Here is a 19,677-nt window from a genome sequence, read left to right as displayed (position 1 = left end):
GCAGGTCCGGCAGCGCCTGACCGAACTGGAGCGCCTCCTGAGCCAGGTCGGCTGAACCTCCTCCCCACCATCCGGGACAGGACGCCGAGCCGCCCGCCGTCGAGCCGTACGGCCGGCTGCTCATCCGACCAGCGGAGCCGGCGGCTCGTCAGAATGGCGGCGGCTCACGAGGTGTGGTGGGCGGTGAGCAGCCCCAGGCCGAAGAGGGTCCAGTCGCTGAGGACGTGCGCTCCCACAGAGGTCCACAGATTCTTGGTGATCAGATAGGGGATCAGCAGAACGACGCGGGCGGTGCCGATGATGAGCAGGCACTGGGCGATGTTCCAGTCGTAGGTCGGCAGGTGGATGGCCGCGAACAGCACCGCGCTGCCGATCACCGCCAGGACCACACCGGTGCGCCGCCCGGTGCCCAACGCCGTTGTGGCCAGGGTGAGGAACGCCAGGAACGGCAGGACGGTGAAGACCTCCTCGCCGATCAACTGGGGGATGGTGCTGGCGAAGTACGCCACCCGGCCGGCCGTGTCGAGCCCGGCCAACACCTCGTTGCTGGGGTTGCTGCTGACCTTCAGGAAGATGGAGACGACGAGCGCGATCACGTAGGACAGCACCAGATTGATCGCGGCGAAGGCGACCATGAGGCCCACGTGCTTCGGGCGCACCGGCTGGAACAGGTACGACAGCGTCCCCGGGGCCAGTCGGGAGAGCACGAGCAGCGGGATGCCGAAGAAGAGGACGCCGCGCACCGCGACGCTGAGCCAGGGCGGGCCGGGCAGGGCGACGATCAGGTCCGCGGCGGCGGCGACCACCACCGCGCCCATGAGCACGGCCCACCGCGCACCGTTCAGGCGCACCGGCCGCCCGTCGTAGAGGGGGAAGTCCGCACGGTCCGGCAGACGGTTCGGGCCACCACCGTGAAGAGGATCAGCGGGCGTGCTGGGCGGAACGGGCGTGGCACTCATGGCAACTCCTCGGCATGAGCCTACCGTCGTCGTTCCGTGACCCGCAGGTCATGGCCGAGATGTCGCCTGAGTGGTCAGACACCGCCCTGACCGCTGTCCGGTGGCGTCCCGCCCGGGCCCGTCAGGCGTCCGGGGCCGAGTCGGCTGACCAGGGCGGCCAGCGCCGGCGCGCCCCCGGCGGTCAGCTCCGGGGTGGGCAGCAGCGCCAGCACCGGCACGCCGACACCGGCCTCGACGTACCGGCGTACCCCGGCCCGGCACGCCTCGGGTGAGCCGTGCAGCACCAGTGCGTCGACCAGTTCGTCGGGCACCGCCGCGCCCGCGCCGCGTCGGTCCCCGGCCGCCCACGCCCGCCACATCCCGCCGAGCACCGGCTCCCGCCCCAGCCAGCGGTGGAACTCCGCGTACGCCGGCACGGTCAGGTAGCTGGTGATCAGCCGTCGGCCGACGGCACGGGCATGGTCGGCGTCCTCGGTCGGACACACGAAGATCCGGGCGGCCACCTCGAAGCCGGGCCGCCGGTCGCCGCAGGCCGCGACGACGGTGGGCACGTCCTCGGCGGCGAGCCAGTTGAGGACCACCCCGTCCGCCTCGGCGGCGGCCAGCCGGAGCATCCCCGGCCGCAGGGCGGCAAGCAGGATCGGCGGCGGCACGGCGGGCGGTCGCTCCAGCCGAAACCGGCGGACGGTGAAGGTGTCGTAGACCTCGTCGACCGTCTCGCCGCGCAGCGCCGCCCGCAGGAACCGCAGCACGTCCCGGGTACGCCGGAACGGCTCGACGAAGGGCACCGCGTTCCAGTCCCGTACCACGGTCGACGAGGACGCGCCGATACCGAGACTGAACCGTCCGGGCGCGGCCTCCGCCAACGCCGCCGCGCTCATCGCCAGCAGGCCGGGGCCCCGGGTGAACACCGGCGTCACCGCCGTGCCGAGGCGCAGTCGGGGTTGCCAGGCGGCGGCGAGCGCCAGCGGCGTGACCGCGTCGGTGCCGTTGACCTCGGCGGACCACACGTCGGTGAACCCCGCCCGGTCGAGGGCCGCGTACACGGCGGCGTGGTCGGCGAGCGGCACCCCGGCGAGCGGGACCGTCATTCCCCATCGATTCGTCACCACATGATCGTCCCGCCGCTCCCGGGTCCGGGCAAGATCCCGGGTGACCGCCGACCACGCCTCATGACGTACGGTCCCGGCTTCCGGCGATAACGACCCGGCGGCCGGAACGGAGATGTTACGACTGCCAGGTGACCACGACGCGCCCCCCGCCCGCCGACCGGCTCGAGCCGGCGGCGCACGGCCCCCGACGCGCCTCGTTCCTCGAACTCTTCTTCGACCTCGTCTTCGTCTTCGCCTTCACCCGGATCTCGGCCCGTGCCTTCGAGGACCTCGCGCTGGAGCCTGGGGGCAGCGCCGGTTGGCATCCGGTGACCGGCGGTGGAAAGACCCTGCTGCTCGTGCTCGCCCTCTGGTCCATCTGGCAGGGCACGACGTTGACCATCGGTCGGTACGACCCGTACCACCTCTGGTTGCAGACGATCGTGATCACCTCGCTGGTCGCCGCGATGGTAATGGGGGTAGCGATCCCCAAGGCGTACACCAGCTACGGGTTGATGTTCGCCGGCGCGTACGTCGTCGCCCAGCTCTCCCGTCCCCTGATCCTGTTCCTCGCGCTGCGCCGGTACCACTTACGCCAGCTCAAGGTGCGCGTGCTGGTGGTGTACGCGGTGGTGGCGGTGCCCTGGCTGGTCGGGGCGCTCCTGCCGGTCATGCCCCGGGTGATCCTGTGGACGCTGGCCCTGGCCATCGAGTGCGTCGCCGCCCGGACCGGCTGGCCGGTTCCCGGCCTGGGCCGCTCACGACTGGACCGGTGGCAGCCGGCCGGCGAGCACCTGGCCGAGCGCTACCAGCAGTTCTTCCTCATCGCGGTCGGGGAGACGATCCTGTTCAGCGGTCTGGCCTACAGCGCCCGGTCGTTCACCCCGGCCCGGACGACGGCGTTCGGCCTCGCGCTGCTGACCTCGATCCTGCTCTGGCGGATCTACTTCCACCGGGCCGGACGGATCCTGGCCGAGGCGGTGGCCATGGCCACCCAGCCCGCCGCCATCGCCCGCTCGGCCGCCGACACGCACCTGGTGATGGTGACCGGGGTGGTGGCCGCCGCCATCGGTTACGAACTCGCCATCGAGCACCCCCTGGACCACCCGGAGGCGTCCTGGATCGCGTTGATCCTCGGCGGGCCGCTGCTCTTCCTCGCCGGCCGGGCCCGGTTCGAGTACGAGGTGTTCGGCCGGGTGTCCCCGTCCCGGTGGATCGCCATGGCCGCCCTGGTCGCCCCGGTCTGGGTGCTGCTGCACCACCCGTTGCTGTACTCCGCCGGGACTGCGGCGGTGGTCCTGCTCGCGGTGGCGGTGGCCGATGCCCGACGGGCCCATCACCGCCCGCCCGAACCCGCCGCTCCCCCGTTCTGAACGGAACCCGACCGGCCAGCCGGCGAAGGGTCACCGGCGCACCCCCGCACACCGTTTCGGCGCGGACGTGACGGGTATCCGCTGGCCGGACGAGGGGAAAGGGGAGGCACGATGGCCGGGATCATGCTGCGCAGCACGGCGTTCAACGACCACGACCTGTTGCCGGGGCGGTTCTCCCGGGAAGGGGGCAACCTGTCCCCGCCGTTGCAGTGGGCCGAGGTCCCCGACTCGGCACGGGAGCTGGTGCTGATGGTGGAGGACCCGGACGCCGGAAAGACGCCGTTCCTGCACTGGCTGGTGACCGGGATCGACCCCGCCACCGGTGGCACGGACGAGGGCGCGGTCCCGCCGGGCGGCCGGGAGTGGCCGAACGACTTCGGTCAGACGGGCTGGTCCGGGCCGCACCCGCCGCAGGGCGAGGAGGCGCACCGGTACTTCTTCCGCCTGTACGCGCTGGACCAGCCGCTGGAACTGCCGGCGACCCCGCACGCGTCGGACGTGCACCGCGCGCTCGGCGGCCAGGAGATCGCCAGCGGGACGACGGTCGGCACGTTCTACCGCTGACCCACCGGCGCGCCGGCCTGCCACCGAGCCGGCGCGCCACCACGACGACGGCCCCGGACGGGCCGGTGGTGGTCAGCCCTTGACCCGGGGCACGAGTCGGTGCACCGAGGCGAGCACCAGCGCCATCACCACCGCCATGACCCCCACGATGCCGGCGGCGCTGCCGGCGTACCCGACGAGGAGGGGCCGCCGGCTCAGTTCGCTGACCGGTTCCGTGGGCTGGCCGTCCAGCCACGCCAGCGCGACCGCGGCGACGACGATCGCGAACAGGCCGACGACACCCAGGAGCAGGGCCGACCTACGGTGCGCGTCGGCCGGTTCGACCTGGGCCTGCTCCCGCTGGGTGAGCAACAGCAGCAGTCCCCCGGCGGCGGCCCAGCCGCCGACCACCAGAAACGCGGCGACCGCGTCACTGGGGCGGTGCCAGCCGGCCGAGAGGGTGGCGACCCCGTTCAGGGCGGCGTACCCGGCCCCGAGGAACGCCCCGAGCACCCGGACCTTGCGGGGCAGGACGAGAACCAACGCCACGGCCACCGAGGCGGCCACGCAGGCGTGCCCGCTGGGCAGGCTGTTGCCGACCGCGGCCCGCTCCGGGTCGATGCCGTAGTCCGGCCGGTCGAGGCCGTTTTTGAGTAGTTGCGTGGTGACGTTCGCGCCGACGATGAGCGCGGTGGCGGTGACCGCCAGGGCGATCCGGCGGCGCAGCAGCGCGATGAACCCGATCACCGCGGTCGCCGCCAGCAGGGACACCACGGACACCGCGTTGAGCACCCGGTCGACCGGCTCGTCGATGCGGTCCTGCCCGATCCGGTTGCCGGTCAACGCCACCGTGTCCAGCCACTGGCCGGTCCGGGTGTGCAGGGCAAGTCGCCAGACCGCGACCAGTGCCACCGCGTACACGACCGCCAGCAGTACCAGCCACACTGCGGTCCAGACCCTCGCCGACGCTCGCACCTGGACACGGTAACGCCACACACGGGCCGCCCGGACGGTGGCCCTACCGCAATTCGGCGTTAAGTTTGGGCGGGTGTCGAGCAGGAGGTGACGGTGGCCGGTACGTCGCAGACCGATCGTCCGTCCGTACCCGAGCCACGGGAGCCGGAGTCCCTGGCCGACCTGCTCGGCGGGCGGCGGGGGGCGGTGGACGCCACCCTGCCCCCACTCGCCTTCGGTCTGGGCTGGCTGCTGGGCGGCGAGTCGCTGTGGGGTGGGGTCCTCGCAGCGGTGCTGACCGGATCCGTGGTCGCCGGCTGGCGGCTACGCCGGGGCGACCGGCCCCGGTCGGTGCTGATCGGGCTGCTCGCGGTCTGCGTGGCCGCGCTGATCGCCCTGCGCACCGGACGGGCGACCGACTTCTTCCTGCTCCAGGTGCTCGCCAACCTAGCCAGCGCGCTGGCCTGGGCGGTCAGCATCGTGGTGCGCTGGCCGCTGCTCGGAGTGCTGGTCGGGGTGGCGTTGGGGCAGCGCACCCGCTGGCGGCGGGACCCGACGCTGCTGCGCGCGTACGGGCGGGGCAGTTGGGTGTGGGCGGCGACGTACGCGCTGCGGTTGGCGGTGTTCGTGCCGCTGTACCTCGGCGGCCAAGTGGTCGCGTTGGTGGTGGCCCGGGTGGCGCTGTCCTGGCCGCTGGTGGCCACGGCGCTGGCGGTGAGCTGGCTGGTGGTGCGTCGTTCGCTGCCGGTCGGGCATCCGGGGCTGCGGCATCCGCTCGTACCGTCGGAAGAGGACACGGCTGGTTCCGAAGAGGACACCGCACGTCCCTGACGCACCGGCCCACGTACGAGAGGCCGAGCCGCACGCACAAAAGGTGGGCCGCACGCAAAAAAAGGGGGCCGCACACACGAAAAGGGAGAGGCCGCCACGGGGGGAGCGGCCTCTCCGCAATCTACGGTACTCCGTCGTAGGGCTTTCTGTCCCGCCGCGCCACGGGTTTTCCCGATCGGGATCTGGGAATCGGCGGGCGGAACCCGTCCGGCGGCGGCACCGGCCGGCGTACGGCGCACGCCGGCCGGCCGTTCGTCAGCGCGGCAACGCCTGCTGCAACTCCGCCCGCAGCGCCGGTGTCAGCTTCTCCCCGGCCTGCTTGGCCAACCGGGCCATCTCGTACCCCACCACGCCGATGTCCGCGTCCCCCGCCGCCAGGGTGGCCAGGATCGACCCGTCGCGGATCTGCATGACGAGGAAGTAACCCCGTCCCATCTCCACCACCGTCTGCTTGACGATGTCGCCGTCGAACATCTGGGCCGCCCCGGCCGTGATGCTCATCAGCCCGGACGTCACCGCGGCGAGCTTGTCGGCATGGTCCCGGGGCAGGTGGTCGGAGATCGCCACCAACAACCCATCGGACGAGACCACGATCGCGTGCACGACGCCCGGCACCCGCTCGGTGAACGCACTGACCAACCAGCTCAGATCACGAGCCTCTTGACTCAGCGTCATCAATTTTGCTCCCCTTCGCTGCGCACGCCGGCCGCGGGAGTCTCCCGGGTGTCGTCCGGCATGGTGATCTCCCTGGTGTCGTCCTCGGCCTCGGCCCGGCGCACCCCGCTGTAGAGCCGCGACAGCATGCCACCGACCGCGTCCGGGTCCGGATCGTGCCGGGGCGCCGGCGCGGCCGGCGGCGCCGACTGGGTCACCGCGGCCAACTGCGCCATCGGCACCCGCACCGGCAGGCCACGCCGGTTCACCCCGCCGGTCACCGGGATGGCTGGCGGCGCTGACGTACCCACGCCCGAGGCGGCGGCCGGCGGCCCCTTCCGCGACCACCACGTGCTCGGCGCCGACGCCGTGCCATTCGCCGGGGCGAGGACGTCCTCGGCCCGCGTCGGCACCGGCCGTGGTCCCGCCGGCTGGTCCGGGCGTCGCCCTGCGACCGGCCATTCCCCCCGTCCGGCGATGGGTCCCGAGGTGGCCGACGCGGAGCCGGCGGGCAGCGCCCGCGCCCCGGTCCGCCGGCCCGTCGGGAGCGCGCCCACCGCCCCGGGCCGCCGGGCCACCGGGGCCGCGCCCACCGCGCCGGCCACCGCGGCGGTCAGCATCCGCCGCGACGCCGGGGTGTGCACGTCCCGGTCGGGTGCCGGCGCCAGTAGCGCCGCCGGCAGCGTCACCCGGACGGTCACCCCCTCCGGCCCACCGCAGAGCCGCACCTCGATGTCGTGCCGGGCCGCCAGGTGCCCCACCACGAACAGGCCCATCCGTTCGGACGCCGCCACGTCGGCCGGCGGCGGGCTGGCCAGCAGCCGGTTCGTCTGTTCCAGCGCCGACGGGCTCATGCCGAACCCCTCGTCGGTGATCTCGATGAGCGCGCCGCAGGTCACCACCCGGGCGTTGACCCGCACCACCGTCTCCGGCCGCGAGAACGCGGTGGCGTTCTCCAGCAGCTCGGCCAACAGGTGCACCAGCTCCCCGACCGCGTGCCCCACCACGTGCAGGTCGGCCACGGACTCGTGCCGCAGCCGCTGGTACTGCTCGATCTCGGCACCGGCGGCGAGCAGCACCGACGCCAACCCGATGGGCCGGTTCCACCGGCGACGCGAGTCCGCCCCGGAGAGCACCAGCAGGCTCTCGTCGTTACGGCGCAACCGGGCGGCCAGATGGTCCAGCTTGAACAGGTTCTCCAGCTGGTCCGGGTCGCTCTCCTCCCGTTCCAGCTCGTCCAGCAGCTCCAACTGCCGCTCGACCAGCACCTGACTACGCCGGGCCAGGTTGACGAACATGGCGTTGACGTTGCGGCGCATGGTCGCCTGCTCCATCGCGACGCTGACCGCGCTGCGGTGCACCGCGACGAACGCCTCGGCCAGCTCACCGATCTCGTCCAGCGAGCGGACCACCGCCGGGGCGACCTCGATCTCGGGGACCCCGCCGGTGACCGTACGCAGCTGTTCCAGGGCCTCGGGCAGTTCGAGCTGGGCGATCCGCAACGCCTGTCCCCGCACCAGTCGCATGGACCGGGCGATCGACCGGCCGATCAGCGTCGAGATCAGCAGCGCCACCAGCAACACCGCGACGATCCCGCCGAGCACCAGCAGGGTGTCGCGCAGTTGCGCGCCCCGCGCCTCGTCCGCCTGGACCACCGCGTCCTCGATCACCCCGGCCTCGACCTGTCGCAGCAGCTCATGGCGCTGCTCGCTGGCCGCCCACCACTGGGTCGCCGGCAGGACGGCCGGGTCGGCCCCGCCCACCGGCAGGCTCTGTTCCTCGAGGCGGGTCGCCGCCCCGAAGGCCGGGTCCCGGGAGGTCTGGTCGTAGCGGCTGACCTGGTCCTTCGTCGCCGCCACCCGGAAGGCGCCCAGCGCGGTGAGCTGCTGGGCCCGCAGGTCGGTCAGGAGGACCTGGTCGTCCACCCCGTACCGACCGGCACGGGCGGCCACGTAGAGCTGGGCCCGGATCCGGGAGGAGAGCTCCTTGACCCGGGCGAGCTGCACGTAGCGCAGCACCGCGTCGCTGAGCGCGGGCGCGTCCGGTCCCGGCGACGGCTCGGCCAGCAGGTTGAGCAGCTCGTCGATGAGCCGGTGGTAGTTGCTGAGGATCGTCTCGCTGCTGAGCACCCCCGGCGCGATCGCCGAACGGATGTAGACGACCTGCTCGTAGGCTTCCAGGACCTCCGAGTACGTCACCCGCCACGCCGCGTCGGAGTCCGCCAGGGGTTCCGCGGCTCGCCGCAGCCGCTGCATCGCCGCGTCCGTCGCGTCCTGCAACGGTTTCAACGTCGCCACCGGGTCGCTGCGCACCGTCTCCGCGCCGGTCAGCCGCAGTCCGGCCAACTCACCGGCGGAGCGGTCCCGTTCCTGCTGGAGCTGGTGCACCACGTCGGTGAGTTCCCGGCTGATCGACACCTGCTCGGCGAACTCGTTGAGCACGCCGGCCTGCCCGACCAGGCCCCGGGTCTGCACCCCCGCCAGCACCAGGAACGCCACCGACGGGATGATCAGCACAGCGGCCAGTTTGGTCCCCATCCGCCAGTCCCGCAGACGGAACGGGGATCGACGCCGGTGCGGCGGCACCACCCGGACGTCGAGTCGGCGTCGGCGCTGGTTCGACACCACGCTCTCCCCCGGTTCCGGGCCGGTCCCCACACACGCCTCCTAGGTGCCTCGCGTCCGCCGCGAGCCGGGGAGCGGAGTCCATCCAACCAGGCCAGAACATACTGTCAACGGTCAAGCCTGACGACCGACTCAGGGGCGTGATCCTCCTGCCGGCCAAGGTGACCGTCGATCATCCGTCCGGCTGATGCCCGTCAGGTCGGCCGCTTCGGCCAACCGGCCGAGGGCGACCAGGGCAGCGCCCGTGGCGCCGATCTCCGGGTTCGGCTGGTGCCCCACCGTACGGGGTGCGAGCGCGGCGGCGAACGCCCGCCGCCACCACGCCGACGCGGTCACCGCACCCCCGCCGAGCACCACTTCCACCGGATGCTCCACGGTGGACTCGATCTCGGCGAGGTCGCCGGCGACCCGGGCGCAGACCCCGGCCATCAGCCCGGCCAGCATCTCCACCGAGGTGGTGGAGAAGGTCAGCCCATGCAGTTTCCCCGACCCGGCCGGCGCGAGCCCGGGCGGCCGGTCGCCGCCGAACCGGGGATCAGCCGGCACCCCGGCGTCCACCGGGACCCGGTCCAGGGCGGCGTCCAGCTCCGCGCCCTCCGGCAGGCGCAGCTCCCGCTTGGCCCAGGCGAAGAGATTGCCCCCGGAGGAGTAGGCGGCACCGGTCACCACGTGGTCGTGGTCGACCCGGTAACGCCACAGCCGTTCGGGCAGGGGCGGCAGCGGTACGCCCGCCGGCGCCCGCTGGATCAGCCGCACCGCCGCGGACGTCCCGACCGTGACCGCCGCCCGGCGCGGGTCGACACATCCCGACCCGACGTTCGACGCCGCGCCGTCACCGACCGGTTCGCTCCACGCCGCCCCGGCCAGCCCCGGCCAGCGTCGGGCGAACTCCGGCGACAGCCGCCCCCGCCAGCCCGCCGGGGCCAGCGCCGGCAGCTCCCCGGCCCGGACGCCGGCCAGCTCGCACGCCTCGGCGTCCCAGTCGAGGGCACGCAGGTCGAGCAGGCCGGTCCCGGACGCCTGCGAAACGGACATCGGGACCGCACCGAGCAGCGCGCCGAGGGCGTACTCGGCCAGTCCGACGAACCGGGCCACCGGCGTGCGGGCCCGCAGCCACGGCAGACGGGCCGTCCAGTAGCAGCGGTGCCACCAGGCGCCGGTGCGCTGGTGGAAGGCGTCCGGGTCGGCCGGTCCCGACCGGCCGGCGGGCGGCTCGGGGCGGGTGTCCAGCCAGGTCAGCACCGGCCCGAGCGGCTCGCCGGCGGCATCCAGCGGCAGCACCGAGTGCCACTGCGCGGAGACCGCGACCAGGCCGACATCACGCAGGTGCCCGCCGGCCTGCAACTCGTCCAGGCACTCGACGAGGCAGGCCAGGTAGCCGGGCCCGTCCAGGGTGCCCGTGCCGTCATTGCCGACCGCGAGCCGCATCTTGCGCCGGGCCAGCGCGCCAGGCACCGGTTCGGTCCGCTCGTCCAGCACGAGCCCCCGCACCGACGAGGTGCCCAGGTCCAGAGCGAGAATGTCCATCGCGGGTCACCGTACCCGCCAGGCCGCCCGCTGACGCCTGCAAACGGACGCCCCGCCGCCGGCCGCCCCCCGAGGCTTTCCCGCCGGGCCGGGCACCGCGTAGGCTGGCGGACGTGACCGCGCACCTGACCTCCTGGTGGCCCGCCGACCCGGCGGTCCCCCAGCGCGTGTAGCTTCCCCACCCTGGCCGCCCCTGAGGCGGCCACCGGTGCTCCCGGCCCCAACCGCCCACGGGCGGCCACCGGCCCGAGGAGACCCTCTGATGACCGACCTCACCGCCCTGACCACCGCCGTGTCCGCCGGCGCCGACCCCGGGCCGTTCGCGCTGCTGCGTCGCGACGGCAGCGACCACCTCGAGGTGTTCACCGGGCCGGTACGCCCGGTCGGGCGGCTCGCCGACATCCCGCTGCCCGACGCCGGTGACCCCGGTCCCCGCACGCTCGCCCTGGTCCCGTACCGGCAGGTCACCGAACGGGGGTTCGCCTGCGTCGACGACGGCGTGCCGCTGGAGTGCCTGGAGATCACCGGACGGAGACGCAGCGGCCTACCCGAGGCGCTGCGCGCCCTGCCGGACACCCCGGTGGTCACCTCCGGGGCGGCGTTCGACCTCGACGACGACGAGTACGCCGCGATCGTCGACCGGGTGCTGCGCGAGGAGATCGGCCGCGGCGCGGGGGCGAACTTCGTCGTCCACCGCACCCTGCGGGCCCGGGTGCAGGGGCCACCCCTGCGGGCCGCGCTGGCCGCGCTGCGCCGGCTGCTGGTCGCCGAACGGGGCGCGTACTGGACCTTCCTGGTGCACACCGGCACCCGGACCCTGGTCGGCGCCACCCCGGAGCGGCACGTCAGCGTCGACGACGGGCTGGTGATGATGAACCCGATCAGCGGCACCTTCCGCTACCCCGGCGGGGTCGCCGACCGGGCCGCGCTGCTGCGGTTCCTCGCCGACGACAAGGAGGTCGAGGAGCTGTACATGGTCCTCGACGAGGAGCTGAAGATGATGGCCACCGTCGCCGAGCGGGGCGGCCAGGTGGTCGGGCCGTACCTCAGGGAGATGGCCCACCTCGCGCACACCGAGTACCTGTTGGCCGGCCGGAGCACCCGGGACGTGCGCGAGGTGCTGCGGGAGACGATGTTCGCGCCGACGGTCACCGGCAGCCCGATGGAGAACGCCTGCCGGGTCATCGCCCGGCACGAACGCACCGGCCGCCGCTACTACGCCGGGGTGCTCGCCCTGCTCGGCCGGGACGGGGTCGGACGGCAGACCCTGGACGCGCCGATCCTCATCCGTACCGCCGAGTTCACCCCGGACGGTGAGCTACGGGTGCCGGTCGGGGCCACGCTGGTGCGCCACTCCACCCCGGGCGGCGAGGTCGCCGAGACGCACGCCAAGGCCGCCGGGGTGCTCGCCGCGCTGGGCCTGCGCCCGGACGCCCCGACGCCCGGCCCCCGGCCACCGGTCCGCCTCGCCGACGATCCCGAGGTACGCGCCACCCTGGCCGCCCGCAACGACCGGCTGGCCCGATTCTGGCTGGACCAGCGGGCTCCGACGGCGGCGCCGCCCCGGCACCGGGCGCTGCTCGTCGACGGCGAGGACACCTTCACCGGCATGCTCGCCCACCAGCTCACCGCCCTCGGCCTCGCCGTCGAGGTACGCCCGTGGCACCGCCCCGGCCCGGTCGACGGCCACGACCTGGTGGTGGTGGGGCCGGGCCCCGGCGACCCACGCGGCGACGACACCAAGATGACGGCGCTGCGCGCCACCCTGCGCACACTGCTGGACGGCGGTCGGCCGACCCTGGCGGTCTGCCTCGGGCACCAACTCCTGTGCGGACTGCTCGGCCTCCGACTGCACCGACGCGAGGCTCCCTACCAGGGCCTCCAGCGGGAGGTGGAGTTGTTCGGCGACGTCGCGCGGGTCGGCTTCTACGCCACTTTCACCGCCCTGGCCGACACCGACCGGCTGGACACCGCGTACGGGCCGGTGCGGGTGGCCCGCGACCGCGCGGACGGGGCGGTGCACGCGCTGCTCGGGCCAGGTTTCGCCGGGGTGCAGTTCCACCCGGAGTCGGTGCTCAGCCCGGACGGGATGACGGTGCTGGCCGATCTGATCGGGCGGTTGCTGCCGGCACCGGCGCATACTCCGTCGCCGCAGGGGTAGGGCAGGACCCGACCGGTGGTCCCGGACGGGTCGAGAGCCCCCGTCCGGGCCACCGGTCACCGCCTCAGCCCGCCGCGCCCTGCCGCAGCCGGGTGGCGACCTGGACCGCGCGCTTCGCGGTCAGCGCCGTCGCGGCCAGCGCGATGTGGTCCGGGGCGACCTCGCCGTTGTTGCTGGTGTGCGAGGCGCCGTAGGGGTTCCCGGCGACGAACTGGCTGGGGTCGGTGTAGCCGGGGGTCACCACGATCCCGCCCCAGTGGTAGAACGTCGTGTACAGCGACAGCAGGGTGGCCTCCTGGCCGCCGTGCGAGGTCGCGGTGGAGCAGAACCCGGTGTAGACCTTGTCGGCCAGCGCGCCCTGCGCCCAGAGCGGCCCACTGGTGTCGATGAACTGCTTGAGCTGCGCGGCGATCATGCCGTACCGGGTGGGCGAGCCGAAGATCAGTACGTCGGCCCAGGAGAGGTCGTCGAGTTGGGCCTCGGGCACGTCCTGCGTCTCCAGGTGGTGGGCCTGCCAGCCGGAGTTCGACCGGATCGCCTCCTCGGGCGCCAGCTCGCGCACCTTGCGCAGCCGCACCTCGGCACCGGCCTCACCGGCGGCCTCGCAGGCCGCCTGCGCCATCTGATACGTGATGCCCGTCGCGCTGTAGTAGATCACCGCGACCTTGGTCTGACCGTCCATCGAGCGTTCCCTCCTTCTGCTGATCAGCCCGGACGACTACCCGCTGCCTGCCGCGGCAAACCGCGTACCGCTGCTAGGGCTGGTAAACCCCGCGCGGTCCGCCGGGTCGGGCTGGCATGCTCGACGCCATGTTGCTCAGGGACGCCACCACCGAGGACTGGCCGCGCATCTGGCCCTTCCTCCGGGGCATCGTCACGGCCGGGGAGACCTACACCTGGGACCGGGACGTCACCGAGGAGCAGGCCCGGCAACTGTGGCTGCCGCCACCACCCGCCCGTACGGTGGTCGCGGTCGACCCGGACGGCACGGTGCTCGGCTCGGCGAAGATGCTGCCCAACCAGGCCGGGCCGGGGGCGCACGTCGCCAACGCCAGCTTCATGGTCGCGCCGGCGGCCGCCGGTCGGGGTGTCGGGCGGGCCCTTGGCGCGCACGTGCTCGACCTGGCCCGCGCCGAGGGCTACCGGGGGATGCAGTTCAACGCGGTGGTGGAGACCAACACCCGGGCGGTCGGCCTGTGGCAGTCGCTCGGCTTCGAGGTCGTCGGCCGGGTGCCGGAGGGGTTCCGGCTCCCCGACGGCCGGTACGTCGACCTGCTGGTGATGTACCAGCGGCTGTGACTCGACTGTGGTGGCCGCCGGCGGCCGGTCCGGCTCCCCGGCGCCAGCCTGGTTCAACACTCCGGCAACAGCTTGACCGGCATCGATGGATTTGTGCTCAAGTTTTGCGCAAGTTCCGCTCTGGTCGGCCGCTGGCCGACCCGCCTGGCGGGATGCTGCTTACCTCGGCGCCGGTAACCGTTACCTACCAGGCAGCGACGAACCTGGACGGGGGATCGCGCTCCGCCGGCCCGCGTGCTGACGGAGCGCGATCAGGGGGTCGTCGCGCCGGCCGGGTCCGGATCGGCCCACCCGACCGCCGGCTCACCGGGTCGGCCACACCGACGGCCGGTTCACCGGGCCGTCGACGGCGGCCATCGCCAGGCCGATGGCGAAGAACATCACCGAGAGGTTGATGTCGGTGTAGCCGTAGAAGGGCGTCACCCCCAGCGCCACCACCGGCACCGCGCTGAGCCAGACGCCTCCGGGCGACACGGCGCGGGCCAGCCGCCGGGCCACCAGGACGAAGAACAGCAGCATCGCGAGCAGCGCGGGGACGCCGTGGCTGTACATGATCAGCCAGATCTGGCCCTGCGTGCCGAGCGGCTCCGCCACCTTGATGGTGTCCACGAACTGCGGGGCACCGTAGCCGAGCAGGGGTGAGTCGGCCACGGCCGCGAGCGTCCGGCGGTAGATGTCCAACCGGTCGGTGGTGGAGTCGGTGTTCTCCACCCGGTTGCTGATCAGGTCACCGACCGGCACGAGGAACGTCACCAGGACGGCCAGCACCCCCACCGCCCCGATGGAGGCGATGATCCGCACGTCGCCGCGGACCAACGCGCGCACGCCGACGTAGCACAGGCCGATGCCCACCCCCACGAACATGCCGCGGTTCAGAGTGAGGAAGGCCGGCACCAGCGCCAACGGCAGCGACACCAGCAGCGCCCGCCGCATCCACCCGGTCCGGAAGGACGTGACGTACGCCAGGACGCAGGGCACCATGACCGCGAAGCCGGTGCCCCAGTTGTTGGTGTACGGGTACGGCGCCGCCGTCCGGTAGTACGGGTTACGACTGAGCGGGTTGTGCTCGGTGGCCTTCAGGTGGGTCAGCGCCTGCACCATCCGCTCCCCGGAGATGCTGCCGGGCAGCACCATCTCGACCGGAGTGGTCAGGGAGAGCTTCGGGGCGATCACCGCCAACCAGCCCAGGGCCACCACCGTCAGCCAGAACAGGCAGAGCGGGTGGAACAGCGACTGCCAGGACACCCCGCTGCGGGCGGCGTTGTAGACGTAGAGGTAGACGAGGAACGCCGCCACGACGAACCCGAACCGCAGCACGAAGCCGACCAGGCCGTTACCGTCGAGCCGGAGGAAGCTGAGCGCCATGAGCGCCACCAGCACCGCCCAGAGTGCCCAGCCCGGGGGCAGGCGTACCTGACCCCGCACCATGAGCACCACCCCGAGCACCAGCGCCAACGGCGCCCAGAGCAGGTAGAGCCCGCCGAGCAGCCACCAGACCAGCACCAGGCCGAACATCAGGTACAGCGGCCAGATGGGCAGGCCGGGACGGCTGGCCGGGACGGCGGCGGAATCGACCGGGGGCCGGGCCCCGAGCGGCGGCGTCGGACGGGGAACGGTCACGGGAGGCAACCTATCCCGTGTCGGACGGTGGACCGACAGGGCCGGCCGCCGGGAGCCGATCGATCTGTCTCCGTGGCGTGGGTGTGGGTGGGGGTCGGTCGGGTACGCGGGCCGTGAACCCGAAAGGAGGACGACCATGAACCTCACCGAACAGCAGATCCGTTCGCTGTACGGACAGGACGTCCAGGACCGGTCGGGCGCCCGGGTCGGCAGCGTGGGCCAGGTGTGGGCCGACGCCGCCGGAGAGGCGACCTGGGTCAGCGTGAAGACGGGCGTGCTCGGTCACCACGAGTCGATGGCCCCGCTCACCACGGCCCGGATGCAGGAGGGCCGACTGTCGGTGCCGTACGACAAGGCGACCGTCAAGAGCGCGCCGACGGTCGACGCCGGCACCGACGAACCGCTGGGCACCGACCAGATCGCCCAGCTCTACGCGCACTACGGCATGGGCCAGCAGCCGGAACAGCAGCCACGGCCCGCGCAGCCGCAGGGCCGTCGGACGCCGCAGGACCGGCAGGAGTTGGTCCGCTCGGAGGAGCGGCTGCGGGTCGGCACCGAGAGCGAGCCGGCGGGCACCGCGCGACTGCGCAAGTACGTGGTCACCGAGGACGTGCACACCACCGTGCCGGTCGAGCACGACGAGGTACGGGTGGAGCGTTCCCCGGTCACCGCCACCGACCGGGACGTGCGCCCGGACATCGGCGAGGCGGACCGGGAGCTGACGCTGCGGCGGGAGCACCCGGTGGTGCGCAAGGACCAGGTCCCCGTCGAACGGGTCCGGCTGGCCCGGGACGAGGTGGTCGAGGACCAGCCGATCGACGAGCAGGTACACCGGGACCGGATTGACGCGCAGATCCCGGAGCCGGCTCGCCGACGCACTTGAGCGCTTGAGCGCCTGAGCGCCGGGAGAGTTGTGAGCAGGGGCCCCCTGTTACCGCTTTTTGCCGAACAGGGGGCCCCTGCAGGCACCTCAGTCGGCCAGCGCGCCGGCCGAGCGGCCCTCGTGCAGCGTGAGGTTGCGCCCGTTCGACGGGTCGAACAGGTGGATCTTCTCCAGGTTGAACCAGACCCGCCGGTCCTCCCCCTCGGTCACCGTCGACTCCGCCGACAACCGGGTGACCAGGCTGGAGCCGCCGCCCGCGAAGTCTGCGCCGGTGTCGGCGGCCAGTTCCTCCAGTTCGGCGGCGCTGGCCCGCTCCCCCTCGACGGTGAAGTAGACGTACTTGTCCGAGCCCATCGACTCGACGATGTCGACCGGCGCGGTGAACTCCATCCCCCGGCGTCGGGTGTCGTCGTCGACCAGCTCGGCGTCCTCGAAGTGCTCCGGCCGGATACCGAGGATCAGCTCCCGGGGGGCGTCGGCGCCCTCCAGCTCCCGCCGCATCCGGTCACCGAGCGGCACCTCGCCCACCGCGGTACGCAGTTTGCCGTCCTCGACCGCCGCGGGCAGGAAGTTCATCGACGGCGAGCCGATGAACCCGGCGACGAAAAGGTTGCGTGGGTGGTCGTACAGCTCCTGCGGCGGGCCGACCTGCTGCACCGCGCCACCCCGCATGATCACCACCCGGTCGCCGAGGGTCATCGCCTCGGTCTGGTCGTGGGTGACGTACACGGTGGTGGTGCCGAGCTTCTTCTGCAACCGGGAGACCACGGTACGCATCTGCACCCGTAGCTTGGCGTCCAGGTTGGACAGCGGCTCGTCCATCAGGAACGCCTTGGGCTGCCGGACGATCGCCCGGCCCATCGCCACCCGCTGCCGCTGGCCGCCGGAGAGGTTGGCCGGCTTGCGGTCCAGCAGCGCGGTCAGCTCCAGGACCTTCGCCGCCTCCTCCACCTTCTGGTCGATGGTCTGCTTGTCCAGCTTCGCCAGGCGCAGCGGGAAGGCCATGTTCTCCCGGACGGTCATGTTCGGGTACAGCGCGTACGACTGGAACACCATCGCGATGTCCCGGTCCCGGGGGGCCTTGTCGTTGACCCGGTTTCCGTCGATCCGCAGCTCACCGGAGCTGATGTCCTCCAGACCGGCGATCATGTTGAGGGTGGTGGACTTCCCGCAGCCGGAGGGACCGACCAGGATGACGAACTCGCCGTCGGCGATCTCCAGGTCGACGTCGGAGACGGCCACAGTGCCGTCCGGGAACTTCTTGCTCACCTTGTCGAGCACGATGTCAGCCACGAGGAGTTCACCTATCCCTTGACGGCGCCGTTGGTCAGGCCGGAGACGATGCGGCGCTGGAAGAAGAGGACGAAGAGGATGATCGGAATGGTGATCATCACGGCGGCGGCGCAGATCGCCCCGGTGGGGTCCTCGAACTGCGACTCGCCGGTGAAGAAGGAGAGCGCGACCGGCACCGTACGGGACCGTTCGGTGGAGGTCAGCGAGATGGCGAAGAGGAAGTCGTTCCAGCAGAAGATGAAGACCAGGATCGCCGTGGTGAACAGTCCCGGCGCGGCCAGCGGGGCGATGACCCGCCGGAACGCCTGCCCCTGCGTGGCGCCGTCCATCTTCGCCGCCTTCTCCAGGTCCCACGGGATCTGCTTGAAGAACGCCGACAGCGTGTAGATCGCCAGCGGCAGCGCGAACGTGATGTAAGGCAGGATCAGCCCCGGCCAGGTGTCGAAGATGCCGAGCTGCCGCTCGATCTCGAACAGTGGCGAGACCAGCGACACCTGCGGGAACATCGCGATCAGCAGGGACACCCCGACCAGCAGCCGCTTGCCCGGGAAGTCCAGCCGGGAGATCGCGTACGCGGCCATCGCGCCGAGAACCACCGCGATGAACGTGGCGATCAGGGCGATCCCGATCGAGTTGACCAGGGCCCGCACGAACTGGTCGGTCTGGAAGATCGTCCGGTAGTTCTCCAGGGTCCATTCCCGGGGGATGAACTTGCCGTCGGTGAGCGTCGCCGGTGTCTTCAGCGACAGCGACACGATCCACAGCACCGGGAACAGCGCGAAGAGGACGACGATGACGTCCAGCAGGCCCCAGCGCAGCTTCGCACGGGTGGTGGTGTCGGCCATCAGCGCCTCTCCCCCTCGTCGCTGCCGGGGGCAGCGGTACCGAACAGCTTCACGAAGACGAAGGCGATGATCGCCACGGCGAGGAAGATCAGCACCGACATCGTCGACCCGATGCCGAGGTTGAGCCCCCGCATTAGGTTGTTGTAGGCGAGCATCGACACCGACGAGGTTTCGTTGCCGCCGGCGGTCAGCACGTAGATGTTGTCGAAGACCCGGAACGCGTCCAACGTGCGGAACAGCAGCGCCACCAGGATCGCCGGCTTCATCACCGGCAGCATCACCTTGGTGAACCGCTGCCAGGCGGTCGCACCGTCGGTGGAGGCCGCCTTGAGCAGGTCCTCCGGCACCAGCGCCAGGCCCGCCATCAGCAGCAGCGCCATGAACGGCGTGGTCTTCCAGATCTCGGCGAGCATGATGATCGCCAGCGAGCTGGCCCGCTCGGTCAGCGGAGCGCCCTCACCGAACAGGTTCGCCAGGTAGCCGGTGCCCGGCGTCCAGGCGTACCGCCAGGAGAACGCCGCCACCACGGTCACGATCCCGTACGGGATCAGCGCAGAGGTGCGGACGATGCCCCGGCCCACCAGCGTCCGGTGCATGATGATCGCCAACCCCATGCCGAGTACCAGCTCGACGGCGACCGTGACCACCGTGATCAGCATGGTCACCCCGAACGCCGTCCACCAGAAGTCGTTGGTCAGCACGGTGGCGTAGTTCTCCAGTCCCACGAACTCCCGCTCGTCGGGGAAGCGCAGGTCGAAGCGCTGCAACGACAGCCAGACCGAGTAGAGGATCGGGTACGCGGTCACCGCGACCATGACCAGCGCCGCCGGGGCGCACAGCAGCCACCCCAGCCGCCGCTCGGCCCGCTTGTTCTCACTCAGCCGGGCCCGGTCGGTACGACGGGAGCCGGTGGCGGCGGTGTGCCGGCCCGACGACCGACCCGTCGTCTCGGCGGCCGGCGTGGTGTTGACGCTCATGCCCTCACCTCCCCAGCTTCGGCGGCGCCCCGGGGACGGCACC

General features: G+C 72.4%; 17 protein-coding genes. 6 read left to right on the top strand and 11 right to left on the bottom strand.

The window, feature by feature from the left end; all coding sequences use genetic code 11:
- Window positions 1-164 precede the first annotated feature (164 nt).
- Together GA0074692_RS03550 and GA0074692_RS03545 are read right to left on the bottom strand one after the other, a co-directional pair.
- Window positions 165-959, bottom strand: a complete 795-nt coding sequence (locus tag GA0074692_RS03550) for a CPBP family intramembrane glutamic endopeptidase (RefSeq protein WP_141725124.1) — start codon at window positions 957-959, stop codon at window positions 165-167.
- Window positions 960-1,033: 74 nt separating this feature from the next.
- Window positions 1,034-2,050 carry an LLM class F420-dependent oxidoreductase gene (locus tag GA0074692_RS03545; RefSeq protein WP_091639284.1) on the bottom strand — a complete coding sequence of 339 codons (1,017 nt, stop codon included), beginning with the start codon at window positions 2,048-2,050 and terminating at the stop codon, window positions 1,034-1,036.
- Between the two features lie 149 nt (window positions 2,051-2,199).
- On the opposite strand from GA0074692_RS03545, the gene GA0074692_RS03540 reads away from it, so the two are divergent.
- Both GA0074692_RS03540 and GA0074692_RS03535 read left to right on the top strand, forming a co-directional pair.
- On the top strand, window positions 2,200-3,423 hold the full coding sequence (locus tag GA0074692_RS03540; RefSeq protein WP_091639283.1) for a low temperature requirement protein A: 1,224 nt from the start codon (window positions 2,200-2,202) through the stop codon (window positions 3,421-3,423).
- A gap of 111 nt (window positions 3,424-3,534) precedes the next feature.
- Window positions 3,535-3,987 carry a YbhB/YbcL family Raf kinase inhibitor-like protein gene (locus GA0074692_RS03535; protein ID WP_091639281.1) on the top strand — a complete coding sequence of 151 codons (453 nt, stop codon included), beginning with the start codon at window positions 3,535-3,537 and terminating at the stop codon, window positions 3,985-3,987.
- Between the two features lie 72 nt (window positions 3,988-4,059).
- Here GA0074692_RS03535 and GA0074692_RS03530 read toward each other — a convergent pair whose 3' ends face one another.
- On the bottom strand, window positions 4,060-4,941 hold the full coding sequence (locus GA0074692_RS03530; RefSeq protein WP_091652506.1) for a phosphatase PAP2 family protein: 882 nt from the start codon (window positions 4,939-4,941) through the stop codon (window positions 4,060-4,062).
- A 93-nt stretch (window positions 4,942-5,034) separates the two neighbouring features.
- Between GA0074692_RS03530 and GA0074692_RS03525 the strand changes: the two genes are divergently transcribed.
- On the top strand, window positions 5,035-5,751 hold the full coding sequence (locus GA0074692_RS03525) for a DUF3159 domain-containing protein (RefSeq protein ID WP_091652503.1): 717 nt from the start codon (window positions 5,035-5,037) through the stop codon (window positions 5,749-5,751).
- Window positions 5,752-6,006: 255 nt separating this feature from the next.
- On the opposite strand, the gene GA0074692_RS03520 is transcribed toward GA0074692_RS03525, so the two are convergent.
- The 3 genes from GA0074692_RS03520 to GA0074692_RS03510 form a co-directional block, all read right to left on the bottom strand.
- Window positions 6,007-6,429: a roadblock/LC7 domain-containing protein gene (locus tag GA0074692_RS03520; RefSeq protein WP_091639279.1), complete on the bottom strand. Its 423-nt coding sequence runs from the start codon at window positions 6,427-6,429 to the stop codon at window positions 6,007-6,009.
- Window positions 6,426-9,062, bottom strand: coding sequence for a sensor histidine kinase (locus GA0074692_RS03515; protein ID WP_091639278.1), 2,637 nt, complete (start codon window positions 9,060-9,062; stop codon window positions 6,426-6,428). The genes GA0074692_RS03520 and GA0074692_RS03515 overlap by 4 nt, the downstream gene beginning before the upstream one ends.
- A 99-nt stretch (window positions 9,063-9,161) precedes the next feature.
- Window positions 9,162-10,556, bottom strand: a complete 1,395-nt coding sequence (locus GA0074692_RS03510) for an FGGY family carbohydrate kinase (RefSeq protein ID WP_091639276.1) — start codon at window positions 10,554-10,556, stop codon at window positions 9,162-9,164.
- A 262-nt stretch (window positions 10,557-10,818) separates the two neighbouring features.
- Here GA0074692_RS03510 and GA0074692_RS03505 point away from each other — a divergent pair, with 262 nt between their 5' ends.
- The gene (locus tag GA0074692_RS03505; RefSeq protein WP_091639275.1) at window positions 10,819-12,717 is read left to right on the top strand and encodes a chorismate-binding protein; all 1,899 of its coding nucleotides are present in this window, start codon (window positions 10,819-10,821) and stop codon (window positions 12,715-12,717) included.
- A 64-nt stretch (window positions 12,718-12,781) separates the two neighbouring features.
- Here the strand turns inward: GA0074692_RS03505 and wrbA are convergent, their stop codons facing one another.
- Window positions 12,782-13,399 carry an NAD(P)H:quinone oxidoreductase gene (gene wrbA / locus GA0074692_RS03500; RefSeq protein ID WP_091639273.1) on the bottom strand — a complete coding sequence of 206 codons (618 nt, stop codon included), beginning with the start codon at window positions 13,397-13,399 and terminating at the stop codon, window positions 12,782-12,784.
- A 128-nt stretch (window positions 13,400-13,527) separates the two neighbouring features.
- Here wrbA and GA0074692_RS03495 point away from each other — a divergent pair, with 128 nt between their 5' ends.
- Window positions 13,528-14,016, top strand: coding sequence for a GNAT family N-acetyltransferase (locus GA0074692_RS03495; RefSeq protein WP_176738271.1), 489 nt, complete (start codon window positions 13,528-13,530; stop codon window positions 14,014-14,016).
- A 303-nt stretch (window positions 14,017-14,319) separates the two neighbouring features.
- Here GA0074692_RS03495 and GA0074692_RS03490 read toward each other — a convergent pair whose 3' ends face one another.
- Window positions 14,320-15,636 (bottom strand): O-antigen ligase family protein, encoded by a 1,317-nt coding sequence (locus GA0074692_RS03490; RefSeq protein WP_245730101.1) that lies wholly within the window; start codon window positions 15,634-15,636, stop codon window positions 14,320-14,322.
- 136 nt (window positions 15,637-15,772) lie between these two features.
- Here GA0074692_RS03490 and GA0074692_RS03485 point away from each other — a divergent pair, with 136 nt between their 5' ends.
- Complete coding sequence (locus GA0074692_RS03485; RefSeq protein WP_176738270.1) at window positions 15,773-16,519, top strand: YsnF/AvaK domain-containing protein; 747 nt, start codon at window positions 15,773-15,775, stop codon at window positions 16,517-16,519.
- A gap of 87 nt (window positions 16,520-16,606) precedes the next feature.
- Here the strand turns inward: GA0074692_RS03485 and GA0074692_RS03480 are convergent, their stop codons facing one another.
- From GA0074692_RS03480 to GA0074692_RS03470, 3 genes are read right to left on the bottom strand one after another with little or no spacing between them, the layout of a single operon-like run.
- On the bottom strand, window positions 16,607-17,812 hold the full coding sequence (locus GA0074692_RS03480) for an ABC transporter ATP-binding protein (RefSeq protein ID WP_091639268.1): 1,206 nt from the start codon (window positions 17,810-17,812) through the stop codon (window positions 16,607-16,609).
- An 11-nt stretch (window positions 17,813-17,823) separates the two neighbouring features.
- Window positions 17,824-18,657, bottom strand: a complete 834-nt coding sequence (locus GA0074692_RS03475; RefSeq protein ID WP_091639267.1) for a carbohydrate ABC transporter permease — start codon at window positions 18,655-18,657, stop codon at window positions 17,824-17,826.
- Complete coding sequence (locus GA0074692_RS03470; RefSeq protein ID WP_091639266.1) at window positions 18,657-19,634, bottom strand: carbohydrate ABC transporter permease; 978 nt, start codon at window positions 19,632-19,634, stop codon at window positions 18,657-18,659. Before GA0074692_RS03470 ends, GA0074692_RS03475 begins: the two co-directional genes overlap by 1 nt.
- Between the last annotated feature and the right edge of the window lie 43 nt (window positions 19,635-19,677).

It is taken from the genome of Micromonospora pallida (assembly GCF_900090325.1).
GTDB classification, from domain to species: Bacteria; Actinomycetota; Actinomycetes; order Mycobacteriales; family Micromonosporaceae; genus Micromonospora; species Micromonospora pallida.
This window is presented reverse-complemented; position numbering and strand designations above follow the sequence as displayed.